Genomic DNA, 12,611 nt, shown 5'->3' with positions numbered 1-12,611 from the left:
GAGGCCAAGCGCGTCGCCGCCGAGATCGGCTATCCCGTGCTGGTGAAGGCGGCCTCCGGCGGCGGCGGGCGCGGCATGAAGGTCGCCCGCTCCGAAGAGGAGCTGGAGCAGGCGCTGGACATGGCCCGCACCGAGGCCAAGGCCGCCTTCGGCGACGACGCCGTCTACCTCGAAAAGTACCTGACCAAGCCGCGCCACATCGAGGTGCAGATCCTCGGCGACGGGCGCGGCGGGGCCGTCCACTTGGCCGAACGCGACTGCTCGCTCCAGCGCCGTCACCAGAAGGTCTGGGAGGAAGGCGGCTCGCCCGCGCTGAACGCCGAGATGCGCGCCGAGATCGGCGGCATCTGCGCCAACGCCATGCGCGAACTCGGCTATCTCGGCGCCGGCACCATCGAGTTCCTCTACGAGGACGGGCGGTTCTACTTCATCGAGATGAACACGCGCATCCAGGTCGAGCATCCTGTCACGGAGATGATCACCGGGATCGACCTCGTGAACGAGCAGATCCGGGTCGCGGCCGGGGGCGGTCTGTCGGTGGCCCAGGAGGACATCAAGGTCGAGGGCCATGCCATCGAGTGCCGGATCAACGCCGAGCACCCCGCCACCTTCCGACCGTCGCCGGGGCTGATCACCTATTTCCATCCGCCGGGCGGTCTGGGTGTTCGGGTCGATTCGGCCGCCTTCCAGGGCTACCGCATCCCGCCGCATTACGATTCGCTGATCGGCAAGCTGATCGTGCACGGGCGCACCCGCAACGAGTGCCTGATGCGCCTGCGCCGGGCGCTCGACGAGTTCGTGGTCGACGGGATCGACACTACCTTGCCGCTGTTCCGCACCCTGGTGCGCAACGCCGACGTCCAGAACGGGCTCTACGACATCCACTGGCTCGAGAGCTTCCTCGCCCGCGAGGAATTGGCGGGCGCCGAGACCCGGCGCTGACGGGGCGGAGGGGGCGCTCCCCCCTCCTCTCTCACCCTCGTCCTTCTTCGGGCTGGCGTCCGGGCGCGGAGCGAGCGACAAAGCTCGGATGCACGACAGGACTTCCGTGGACATCACGCCCGACATCCTGCTCAAGGCTTACGCCGCCGGGATCTTCCCGATGGCGGAGGATGCGGACGATCCGACGATCTACTGGGTCGAACCCCGCGCCCGCGGGGTGCTGCCTCTCGACCGCTTCCACGTTCCCCGGCGGCTGGCCCGCACCGTTCGCTCCGACCTGTTCGAGGTCGTCACCGACCGGGATTTCGATGCGGTGATCGACGGCTGCGCCGCGCCGCGCCGGGACACGGCGCGCACCTGGATCAACGGCCGCATCCGCGACCTCTACGGCGCGCTGTTCGATCTCGGCCATTGCCACACGGTCGAGGTCTACCACCAGGGACGCCTCGCCGGCGGGCTCTACGGCGTCTCCCTGGGCGCCGCCTTCTTCGGCGAGAGCATGTTCCACGAGGTGCGCGACGCCTCGAAGGTCGCGCTTGTCCATCTCGTCGCTCGCCTGCGCCGTGGCGGCTACCGGCTCGCCGACACCCAGTTCATCACCGAGCATCTGAGCCAGTTCGGCGTCGAGGAAGTGCCGCGCCACGTCTACAAGCGCCAGCTCTCGGTGGCCATCGCCGAGCGGGCCGAATGGGGACCGCCGGATCGCGCCCTCAGCGGCACGGAGGCCCTGGCGGCGCTCGGGATCGGGAACGGAACGGAATAAGACTCTACCCGGGAACGGGATCGAGCCGCAGCAATCGCCCGGCCAGCGCCGCCGCGACTTGGGGATCGGCCCGTGCCTCCTCACCGAGCAGGCCGTCGACGGCGAGCGCCGCCATGCCGTGGACCAGAGCCCAGGATCGCAGGGTTTCGTCCGCCGCGCGCGCCGCCGGCACCAGGGCCGCGACGCGCGCGGCGAGAACCGCGTAAGCCGCGCCGGAGGCGGCGACCAGAGAATCGGGACGCGGTTCGCACGATCTCGCGCCGAACATCAGGCGGAACAGGCCGGGCTGGGCGCAGGCGAAGGCGACATAGGCCTCGCCCTGGGCATACAGGGCCTCCCGCCCCTCCCCCGCGCGATCCGCAACCTCCAGCGCCGCGTGCAAGCGCTCGAACCCGACCGTCGCGATGGCCGCGAGCAATGCCTCCTTGTCCGGAAAATGCCGGTAGGGCGCCATCGCCGATACCCCGGCGCGCCGCGCGGCCTCCCGCAGGCCCAGCGTCGCCGGATCGCCGCCCTCTTCGAGGATCGACAGCCCGGCGGCGATCAGAGTCTCACGCAGCTCACCATGGTGATAGCCGCCCTTGAGCTGCCTCCGCTCGGCCTTTGATGTTGACACTGTAAGCGCCCAACTTATGATTACGGTGTAAACATGGAGTCGATGCCATGACCGCATGGGACAGGCAAGCGGCGAACGGAAGCCGCCCACGGCGCGAATCGGTCGATCTCTCGGATCATCCCGACCTCGTCGTGGTCTATCTCGGCTTCCGAGTCGGACACTGGCAGGGCTTGAAGGCGCTGTTGGGAATCGGGCGCGGGCTCGCGCAGATGCGGCGGGAGAGGCCGGATGGGCTCCTCGCACACGAGAACCTCGTTTACGGCCTCACCCATATCGGCATGCGGCAATATTGGCGGGATCTCGAAAGCCTGGAGGCCTTCACCCGCTCGGATCCGCACAAGACGTGGTGGCGGGATTTCGGTCGCGATCCGGCGGGGAACGGCTTCTGGCACGAGGCCTACCGCCTCTCCGGCGGCATGGAGGCGATCTATGTCGGCATGCCGCGCCGGATCGGGCTCGCCTCCTTCGCCGCCGCCCGCGATCCGCAAGGTCCCTTCATGACCTCGCGGCAGCGGCTGGCCGCGTAACGGAATTGTCGAGAGCCTCATCCCGGATATCGGATCCGGGATGAGGCTCTCGATCCTTGTTTTCGCATCGTCTCCTTCTGAAAAGCGGAGACCACCTTTCGGGACGATGCTTTAGCGGAAGATCGCGTCGAAGATCGATTGCGGCTCACGGGGAGCCGGCGGGGCCGCCGCCGGGCCCTCGTTGTTCGGGAAGAACTTCCGGGACGGCTTCTGCTTGGGCTGCACCGGCACGCCGCGCGGCCCCTCGACATCGACCTGACCGTTCTGGTTGACTTGGCTCGCGGTCTTGGTCGGGTCCGTGCCCTTCTTCCGGCCGGGCTTCTCCTGGCGGGAGGCGAGCGCGGGCACGTCCTCCTGCTCCTTCGCCTCGGCGATCACGTCGGTGCCGCCCTTACAATCGGTCAGCCACACATCGTAGATTGGGTGCTCGATGGCGTGCAGCCCCGGGCTCGCGGCGAACATCCAGCCGGTGAAGATGCGCCGGTACTTGCTGTCCAGCGTCACCTCGTCGACCTCGAGGAAGGCCGTGGTCTTCGGCGTCTCGGTCGGCGGGCGAGAGTAGCAGACCCGCGGCGTGAGCTGCAGCGCGCCGAACTGCACGGTCTCGTCGATGGCGACCTCGAACGACACGATCCGGCCGGTGATCTTGTCGAGGCCGGAGAACACCGCGGTCGGGTTCTTGATCTTGTCGGCGGAGGCCGGCAGCGCGGACAGCGCCAGGGCAAGCGTGCCGAGCGCGGTCCGGCGCAGGAGATGTGCGGGGATGCGGCTCAAGGCGCCCTCTTGAGTCTGGCTCCGGCCGTTGCGGCCGGGAAACGATCCGGCCGTTCCAACACCCGAAGGGTGGTGGAAAAAGGGCGGCCGGCCGCCGTCCCCTCAATTCCGCACCGGCTTGGCCCCGATCGACATGCGGAAGATGGTGGTCGGGAAGGCGATCTCGGACGTGCCGCCGTTCATCGCCTTGCTTCGGTTCATCTGCGCGGCGGGAATCCACAGCCCGCCTTCCTCGTCGATCCACATCGCATCAACCCAGACCAGCCGCGGATCCTGCACCAGCGTGCTCATGGACCCGTCCGGCGCGAATTTCAGAATGCGCAGGTTGTCGGTGTCGGAGGCGTAGACGTTGCCCGCCGCATCGATCGCGGTGCCGCCGGTCGAAACGGTGGCGGCGAACAGCTCCACATGCTTGGCCCGCTCCGCCTCGCTCGCCCCCGCATCGTCGAGCCACTTCGTCTCGATGCGGTAGAGCGGGCCGGTGCAGGCTTGATAGGTGAACCACTTCCCGTCGGGCGAGACTTCGAGCTGGTCCGCGTGGATCGCGATCGGCTTGCCCTTGGCATCGCGCAGCACCTTGTTCTCGCCCGTGAGGGGACGCTGCGCCACGGTGGACGGATGCCCGTCCAGCACGCGCCGGAGCGAGCCATCGTCGAGGTCCAGCACGATCAGGCCTGGCTGACCGGCATCGGTCAGGTAGACCTTGCGGCCGTTGAAGCGGAAATCGTCGATGAAGCTCTTGTCCGTGGTCGCCTTCTCCAGGGGGAAGACCCGCCGGACCTTGTTCGCCGAGAGATCGATCTGCACGAGCTTCGGGCCACCCGGCAGGGGCGCGCCGCCGAGTTCGGCCGCGCCCTTGTCCACCACCCACAGGTCGCCCTCCGGGCCGATGCGGATGGCGTTGAGGCCGACGAAGGCCTTTGCCGCATCCTCCCCCGTCTTCCAGCCGTTCCAGGCGGCGTCGGGATAGGGCTGAGGTTTACCGTCGACCCACTCGCCGAGCTCGATCCCCTTGTCCTTCTGCTGGCGCTGAAAGGGGGAGAACAGCCGCCCGTCCTTCGACCGGGTGATGCCGTTGAAGACGAGGTTCTCGGATTTCAGGACCGGCGTCAGCTCTGAGGGCGCCTGGGCGTCCGCTTCCTGTGCCTGTGCCGCCGTCGCGCCAAGGCACAGCAGCAGGGCCAACATCGTCGCTCGCATGGGTCTCACCCCTCCATCCTCGATGAAGGGACAAGGCCCGAAGCGCCGATCCGTTCAGCCTAAAGACCGGAGCGGGCGGTCACGGAATCGTCTATTCGCCCGGCACCCACGGCACGTAATCGCCGGTGGCGGCGGGTCTAGCGCCCCAGGAGAGCTGCGAGCCCTTCGGCCGGTAGGCGGCGGCGGTGCCGGTGAGGTTCTCCTCATGCGGCTTCTGCCACTCGCGGGGATGGTAATCCTCCTCGCTCGGAGGGACATCGCCGTTGTGACAGAGCCAAGCCCGCCAGCCCGGAGGCACCCGGGAGGCGTCGGCATAGCCATTATACACCACCCAGCGCCGCTCGGAGCCGACCGAGCGGTCGATCAGCGGCCCTTGCGCCTTGTAGTATGTGTTGCCCAGCTCGTCCGTTCCGACGAACTGGCCGCTGCGCGAGGTGTAGAGCGCGAGCGACATGGTCTGCCCGTTCCACCAGGTGAAGATGCGCAGCAGCGTGTCCTTGAGGGCCATGATTCCTCCGGCGGGCGACGGGTCCGCGGCACCGTCGACGCGCCGTTATGGGGAGTGCACGCGCGCGAGTCCAGCACAACGGTGCCGCTGTCGCATTTACGGCACGCCTCCCCTGTCTCGTGCGTCCGTTAACCCTGCCCGGCCCGGACCGGAGGTCTTCCGACCCCGACGATCCCTGTGGATCGAAAAAATTTCGCGCGTGATTCAACGAGACGTGAAGGCTACTTAGCGCCCCCGCCTCGATATCCACAGGTTTATGGCGCAGAACACAACATCTAGCGCGGAACACGGGTAGCCGGCACTAGTTATTGACGCAGAGGCCAGCCCGGACATAAGGTTCAGGCATCGCTTCGGACGGTTCGGCGGGGTTTCGACAGCCCCGTTTCCGCATGGCGGACAGGCCCCCACCTTCGGCGAAGGAGGGGCCGGACCGGCCGGGGCCAGTTCCGGCTTTTCAACCACTCATCGCGGCCCGCGCCGCGTCACGGGGTCGCTTGGCTCCGAGGGAGAAGGGATTCATGCGGTTCGAGCGGCGCTACACCACGGCAGGCCAGTCTCCCTACGCCTCCATCGCCTTCCGCAAGGCGGTGAGCGAAATCCGCAACCCGGACGGCTCCGTCGTCTTCCGGCTCGAGGGCATCTCCGTTCCCGAGAGCTGGAGCCAGGTCGCGGCCGACGTGCTGGCCCAGAAATATTTCCGGAAAGCCGGCGTCCCGGCCCGCCTGAAGAAGGTCGAGGAGAACAGCGTCCCCTCCTTCCTCTGGCGCGCCGTGCCGGATGAGGCGGCGCTCGCCGACCTGCCCGAGGAGGAGCGCTTCGTCTCCGAGATCTCGGCGACGCAGGTGTTCGACCGGCTGGCCGGCTGCTGGACCTATTGGGGCTGGAAGGGCGGCTACTTCTCCTCGGAGGAGGACGCCTCGGCCTTCATGGACGAGCTGCGCTTCATGCTCGCCCGCCAGATGGTGGCCCCGAACTCGCCGCAATGGTTCAACACCGGCCTGCACTGGGCCTACGGCATCGACGGCCCGAGCCAGGGCCATTTCTACTGCGACCCGAAGACCGGCGAACTGACGAAGTCGGCGACCGCCTACGAACACCCGCAGCCGCATGCCTGCTTCATCCAGTCGGTGCAGGACGACCTCGTCAACGAGGGCGGTATCATGGACCTGTGGGTGCGTGAGGCCCGCCTGTTCAAGTACGGCTCCGGCACCGGCTCGAACTTCTCGATGCTGCGGGCCGAGAACGAGAAGCTCGGCGGCGGCGGCAAGTCGTCGGGCCTGATGTCGTTCCTGAAGATCGGCGACCGCGCGGCCGGCGCGATCAAGTCCGGCGGCACCACCCGGCGCGCCGCCAAGATGGTGATCGTCGATATCGACCACCCCGATATCGAGGCCTTCATCGACTGGAAGGTGAAGGAGGAGCAGAAGGTCGCCGCCCTGGTGACCGGCTCCAAGGTCGTGTCGAAGCACCTGAGCGCGGTGATGAAGGCCTGCATCCAGTGCGAGGCCGAGGGCGACGCCTGCTTCGACCCGGAGCGCAACCCGGCGCTCAAGCGCGAGATCAAGGCCGCCCGCAAGGCGATGGTGCCCGACGCCTATATCAAGCGCGTCGTGCAGTTCGCCCGCCAGGGTTTCACCAAGATCGAGTTCCCCGTCTACGATACGGACTGGGATTCGGAGGCCTACCTCACGGTTTCGGGCCAGAACTCCAACAACTCGGTCTCGCTGACCGACCAGTTCCTGCGCTCGGTCGAGGCCGACGAAGACTGGAGCCTGACCTCGCGCACCACCGGCAAGGTCTCGAAGACCCTGAAGGCACGCGACCTCTGGGAAAAGATCGGCGAGGCCGCCTGGGCCTCCGCCGATCCGGGCCTGCACTTCAACACCACGATGAACGACTGGCACACCTGCCCGACGGGCGGGCGGATCCGGGCCTCGAACCCGTGCTCCGAATACATGTTCCTCGACGACACGGCCTGTAACCTCGCCAGCGCCAACCTGCTGACGATGTACGACCGCCAGACCAAGCAGTTCGATGTCGAGGCCTTCGAGCATCTCAACCGGCTCTGGACGGTGGTGCTCGAGATCTCGGTGATGATGGCGCAGTTCCCGTCCAAGGAGATCGCCGAACTCTCGTACAAGTACCGCACCCTCGGCCTCGGCTACGCCAATATCGGCGGCCTGCTGATGACCATGGGCCTGCCCTACGACTCGGCCGAGGGCCGGGCGCTGGCCGGCGCGCTGACCGCGATCATGACCGGCGTGGCCTATGCCACCTCCGCCGAGATGGCGGCCGAACTCGGCACCTTCGAAGCCTATCCCGAGAACGCCGAGCACATGCTGCGGGTGATCCGCAACCACCGCCGCGCCGCCCATGGCGAGGTGGCCGGCTACGAGGGCCTGAACATCGCGCCGGTGCCCCTCGACCACGCCAACATCCCGCAGGCCGACATCGGCGTCCATGCCCGGGCCGCCTGGGACCGGGCGCTCAGCCTCGGCGAGCGGCATGGCTACCGCAACGCGCAGGCCACGGTGATCGCGCCGACCGGGACGATCGGCCTGGTGATGGATTGCGACACCACCGGCATCGAGCCCGACTTCGCCCTGGTGAAGTTCAAGAAGCTCGCCGGCGGCGGCTACTTCAAGATCATCAACCGCGCCGTGCCGGACGCCCTGCGGGCGCTCGGCTATCGCGAGAGCGAGATCGCCGAGATCGAGGCCTACGCCGTCGGCCACGGTTCGATGGGGCAGGCCCCGGCGGTCAATCCCGGCAGCCTGCGGGCCAAGGGCTTCACGGACGACAAGATCGCGGCGGTGGAAGCGGGCCTGAAATCGGCCTTCGACATCAAGTTCGTGTTCAACCGCTGGACGCTCGGCGACGACTTCCTCAAGGACACCCTGAAGGTGCCGGCGGAGAAGCTTTCCGATCCGAGCTTCGAGCTGCTGCCGTTCCTCGGCTTCTCGAAGAAGGAGATCGAGGCCGCCAACACCCATGTCTGCGGAGCGATGACGCTGGAGGGCGCGCCCTTCCTCAAGCGCGAGCACTACGCGGTGTTCGATTGCGCCAATCCCTGCGGGCGCACCGGCAAGCGTTACCTCTCGGTCGAGAGCCACATCCGCATGATGGCGGCGGCGCAGCCCTTCATTTCGGGGGCGATCTCCAAGACCATCAATATGCCCAACGACGCGACCGTCGAGGATTGCAAGGCGGCCTACCTGCTGTCCTGGCGCCTCGCGCTCAAGGCGAACGCCCTCTACCGGGACGGCTCGAAGCTGTCGCAGCCGCTCAACGCCGCCCTGATTGCGGATGACGAGGAGGAGGCCGACGAGGCACTCGAGGCGATCATCCAGGCTCCGGCCGCGGCCAAGGCGGCGGCGGCGGCGGAAAAGATCGTCGAGCGGGTGATCGAGCGGGTCGAACGCATCCGCTCGCGGGAGAAGATGCCGGATCGCCGCAAGGGCTACACCCAGAAGGCGGTCGTCGGCGGGCACAAGGTCTATCTGCGCACCGGCGAGTACGAGGATGGGCGCCTCGGCGAGATCTTCATCGACATGCACAAGGAAGGCGCGACCTTCCGCTCGTTGATGAACAACTTCGCCATCGCGATCTCCCTCGGCCTGCAATACGGCGTGCCGCTGGAGGAATACGTCGAGGCCTTCACCTTCACCCGCTTCGAGCCGGCGGGCTTCGTGCAGGGCAACGACGCGATCAAGAACGCGACCTCGCTGCTCGACTACGTGTTCCGCGAGTTGGCGGTCTCGTATCTCGGCCGGACCGATCTCGCCCACGTCAACCCGTCCGAGATCGGCGGCACGGTGCTCGGCGGCGGCGAGGGCGACACCACCCGCGAATCCGGCAAGCCGGCCCCGGCGGCCTCGGCGATCGTCTCCCGCGGCCTGCTGCGCGGCTCGGCCGACCGGCTCACCCTGATCCAGGGCGGCCCGGCCGGCGCGACACCGGGAGTGGCCGCGCCGGCCACAGGCCAGACCGCACCGGCCGGCGGCACGGTCCATGCCGTCCACGGCGCCACGGCGCTGAAGGCGGAGCCGCAGAACCTCGGCAGCGTCGAGGCCCTGCCCTTCGCCAAACCGGAGCCCAAGGCGGAGCGCAGCGTCGCCGACCGCCGGGCCGAGGCGAAGATGAAGGGCTATGTCGGCGAGGCCTGCCCGGAATGCGCGAACTTCACGCTCGTCCGCAACGGCACCTGCCTGAAATGCGACACCTGCGGCTCGACCACCGGCTGTTCGTAAGTGTGGCGTGAGTGTTGTAGCCATGACGAGCACCGAAACATTGCGTTTTTAGCGGTGTTTCTGACTATTAAAGCGGCATAAAGTTGCGTTTGAGAGGAAGGCGTGCGGAGTGATCCGCGCGCCTTTTTCTTTGTTTGCAATGCTTTACGGGGCGTCGCTAAGGTGGCGAACACTGCCGCTTGCCTGCACTGCGGCAGATCCCGTCTAAACCGGGGCTGTCGCGTCCCACCGACGAAGCCTTGCACAGGATGTCCGACCCGGTCATCGGCTGCTGCGTGCTCACGCAGTTGCTCTTCTGATCGTCGACCCGTGGCGAAGCTTGGGGCGGGCGATACGGCCAGAGCGGCTTCGATTGCCACACCGTGGAACCAGGCTCTACAAGCTATGCTGCATCAGCCAGCGTTGAGAAGGCACGTATGGCACAGACCAGCAGCATCGAGTGGACGGATGCCACATGGAACCCGGTGACGGGATGCACCAAGATCACGCCCGGCTGCGACAACTGCTACGCAGCCCGGTTCGCGGAGCGCTGGCGTGGGATCCCCGGGCACGCCTTTGAGCACGGTTTCGATCTCGCCCTACGTCCGGAACGGTTAGCCCAGCCTCTGGAATGGCGGCGTCCTAGGATGATCTTCGTCAATTCCATGAGCGACCTCTTCCACAAGGACGTTCCGAGATCGTTCGTTGACCAAGTGTTCGACACGATGGAAGCGGCCGACTGGCATACCTTCCAGGTTCTCACCAAGCGCAGCTCCTTGATGCGGGACTACCTAAAATCCCGGTACGCGACCCGGTCCCCGGATCACATCTGGCTCGGTGTCTCGGTCGAGGACGCCAAGGCCAAAGCACGCGTCCGGCACCTTCGAGAAGCCCCAGCCGGCGTACGATTTCTGTCGATCGAGCCGCTGATCGGACCGGTCGGACCGATGGAACTCGATGGGATCCACTGGGTCATCGCCGGCGGCGAGAGCGGACCACGGGCAAGGCCGATGCAGATCGAATGGGCCCGCGATGTACGCGACCAGTGCCAGGCGCAGGAGGTGCCATTCTTCTTCAAGCAGTGGGGAGGCTTCCGGCCCAAGAGCGGGGGGCGCGATCTCGACGGACGGGAGTGGAGCGAATGGCCCGCCCAGGCCCGCGAGAGCATCCTTGCCGGGCGAGCCGCCTGAGGCTCGCCGCCGACGATGGAGCGATCCAGGGGCGTTGCCGCGAGCCCGGTCCCGAAATAGTCTCGCCCTGATCCGCGCAGGCACCATCGATGGCCAAGAAGCAGAAGTACGAGTGGCAGGTCGGCAGTACGCCGCCGCCCCTCGAGGAGCACAGCGCGGCCAAGCACGCTGTCTTCCGTAGCTACCTGCAGCGCTACATCGAGATCCTGACCTCCGATCCCCGGCACGACGGGCTTGCCCTCACGTTGGTCGACGGCTTCGCCGGCGGCGGCGCGTACAGCTACCAAGGTCAGATACGACCTGGATCACCGATGATCCTGCTGGACGAAATTGCCAGCGCCCAGGCCGTCTTCGCCGCCAAGCGGACGAAACCGTTCCACTTCCGGCCTGAGTTCATCTTCATTGAGCAGCAGCAGGGAACCCTGGAGCATCTGCGCGACATCATCGCGCGATCGCCCCACGCGCCGAACCTCGGCACCAACATCCACCTGCTCAACGACGCCTTCGAGGACGCGTTGCCCACCGTGATCGACAGCGTCCAGCGTCACCGCGGCGGCCACCGGGCGCTTTTCTTCCTCGATCAGTACGGCTACGGCGACGTATCGTTGCAGGCCATCCGGACCATCCTCGACAGTCTCAAGAACCCCGAAATCATTCTGACATTCAACGTCGATTTCATCATTGCGTTCTTGAGCGAAGATGACAGCTTTCTTCGCGCTGTGATGCCAGCAGAACTCGGCGTGGATCACATCCGCGCCATGTTGGCATTGCGCGACAATGGCGGACGGGAAGCACGCTGGCTCATCCAGAACTTCCTCTACCGCCATCTACAGGAGCGTACTGGCGCGCCGTATTATACCTGCTTCTTTATTAAGTCGCCCAAGAGCCACCGGTCATACTGGCTGGTGCACATCTCGAAGCACCCGCGGGCGCGAGATGAGATGGCCAACCGCCACTGGGAACTGACGAACCACTTCATCCACCACGGCCGCGCCGGCACTCAGATGCTGGGGTTCGACCCCGGCAAGCCCATCGGGCAGATCCCGCTTGATTTCCTATTCGACGATGACGCGAATGCACGGTCAAAGTCCGCGCTGATGGCGGAACTGCCGCATCGCATCTTCGACGCCCGCCGGGTTGCCGCCGGCGGTGTCACGGTCGGAACCCTCTTCACCGAAATTTGCAACACGACGCCGGCCACGATCACGCGCGTATCCGATGCCATCGTCGGGCTGCGCGCAGAGGGGGAGGTACAAATCTACACCGCTGACGGGAAGGAGCGGCCCCGCACACAGAACTGCGCTTGGGGCGACGTCATTCTCCCGGCTGTGCAACGGTCAATGTTCAGCCCGTTCACGTGAGAAAAGCCTAGCGAGCTGCCGCTGCTGAGCCTTCTTCGACCTACCAGGAGACCTCATGCCGCCGGGCTCGCGATCGTCACGGGCCGACCGATCGAAGCCAGTCTCATACGTGTTGCTGAGACCTCAACCGTACGCCTACGGTGAAGGCCGCGATTGCCGTTGAGGCGGAGGGTCAGGCGGCGATCTGCTGAGAGCCCGTCCGATAAGGGTGTTTTGTGGGGTTGAGTGGCCGGGATGGCAGTGTTTCCAGAAGGGTGCTGAAGCCTGATCTGGAAGTGCCATGTGGACCCCGACCACCCGGCGGCAGCATAGCCGCTCGGAGCTGCGCTACGAAACCGACCTGACGGAGAGCTATGCAGGATTTTGGGTGACGGCGGTGGTCAGGCGGCGCGGTGATCTGGGCGCGCGATGACCTCGGTCCCGTCGCGGAAGATGACGCCGGCGACGACCTTGGGCAACTGGTTTTCGCCCTTCAGCCGTCGCCAGGTTTTCGCGGCGGCA

Annotated in this window: 10 protein-coding genes; 6 read left to right on the top strand and 4 right to left on the bottom strand. The window is 66.5% G+C overall.

Annotated elements, in window-relative coordinates:
• Together MZTS_RS11215 and aat are read left to right on the top strand one after the other, a co-directional pair.
• A partial coding sequence (locus MZTS_RS11215; protein ID WP_192283907.1) for an ATP-binding protein occupies positions 1–942 on the top strand: 942 nt, incomplete at its 5' end.
• Positions 943–1,030: 88 nt separating this feature from the next.
• Positions 1,031–1,705 (top strand): leucyl/phenylalanyl-tRNA--protein transferase, encoded by a 675-nt coding sequence (gene aat / locus MZTS_RS11210; protein WP_192283906.1) that lies wholly within the window; start codon positions 1,031–1,033, stop codon positions 1,703–1,705.
• A 4-nt stretch (positions 1,706–1,709) separates the two neighbouring features.
• On the opposite strand, the gene MZTS_RS11205 is transcribed toward aat, so the two are convergent.
• Positions 1,710–2,321 (bottom strand): WHG domain-containing protein, encoded by a 612-nt coding sequence (locus MZTS_RS11205; RefSeq protein WP_192283905.1) that lies wholly within the window; start codon positions 2,319–2,321, stop codon positions 1,710–1,712.
• A 47-nt stretch (positions 2,322–2,368) separates the two neighbouring features.
• Here MZTS_RS11205 and MZTS_RS11200 point away from each other — a divergent pair, with 47 nt between their 5' ends.
• Positions 2,369–2,848 carry a monooxygenase family protein gene (locus MZTS_RS11200; protein WP_009863168.1) on the top strand — a complete coding sequence of 160 codons (480 nt, stop codon included), beginning with the start codon at positions 2,369–2,371 and terminating at the stop codon, positions 2,846–2,848.
• A 111-nt stretch (positions 2,849–2,959) separates the two neighbouring features.
• Here MZTS_RS11200 and MZTS_RS11195 read toward each other — a convergent pair whose 3' ends face one another.
• The 3 genes from MZTS_RS11195 to MZTS_RS11185 all read right to left on the bottom strand — a co-directional run bounded on the left by MZTS_RS11195 (position 2,960) and on the right by MZTS_RS11185 (position 5,330).
• Positions 2,960–3,622 carry a DUF2155 domain-containing protein gene (locus MZTS_RS11195; protein WP_192283904.1) on the bottom strand — a complete coding sequence of 221 codons (663 nt, stop codon included), beginning with the start codon at positions 3,620–3,622 and terminating at the stop codon, positions 2,960–2,962.
• A 102-nt stretch (positions 3,623–3,724) separates the two neighbouring features.
• On the bottom strand, positions 3,725–4,822 hold the full coding sequence (locus MZTS_RS11190; RefSeq protein ID WP_192283903.1) for an SMP-30/gluconolactonase/LRE family protein: 1,098 nt from the start codon (positions 4,820–4,822) through the stop codon (positions 3,725–3,727).
• A gap of 91 nt (positions 4,823–4,913) precedes the next feature.
• Entirely contained in the window at positions 4,914–5,330 is a 417-nt protein-coding gene (locus MZTS_RS11185) for an NADH:ubiquinone oxidoreductase subunit NDUFA12 (RefSeq protein WP_192283902.1), read from the bottom strand.
• A 518-nt stretch (positions 5,331–5,848) separates the two neighbouring features.
• Between MZTS_RS11185 and MZTS_RS11180 the strand changes: the two genes are divergently transcribed.
• From MZTS_RS11180 to MZTS_RS11170, 3 genes are all read left to right on the top strand, one after another.
• Complete coding sequence (locus MZTS_RS11180; RefSeq protein WP_192283901.1) at positions 5,849–9,580, top strand: vitamin B12-dependent ribonucleotide reductase; 3,732 nt, start codon at positions 5,849–5,851, stop codon at positions 9,578–9,580.
• A gap of 416 nt (positions 9,581–9,996) precedes the next feature.
• Positions 9,997–10,749, top strand: coding sequence for a DUF5131 family protein (locus tag MZTS_RS11175; protein ID WP_009863861.1), 753 nt, complete (start codon positions 9,997–9,999; stop codon positions 10,747–10,749).
• A gap of 89 nt (positions 10,750–10,838) precedes the next feature.
• Positions 10,839–12,110, top strand: coding sequence for a three-Cys-motif partner protein TcmP (locus tag MZTS_RS11170; protein WP_192283900.1), 1,272 nt, complete (start codon positions 10,839–10,841; stop codon positions 12,108–12,110).
• The last annotated feature ends 501 nt before the right edge of the window (positions 12,111–12,611 follow it).

The organism is Methylorubrum zatmanii (assembly GCF_014845115.1).
Taxonomy (GTDB): Bacteria; Pseudomonadota; Alphaproteobacteria; order Rhizobiales; family Beijerinckiaceae; genus Methylobacterium; species Methylobacterium zatmanii.
Note: the sequence above shows the minus strand (reverse complement) of the source record. Positions and strands in the feature narration are given on the sequence as shown.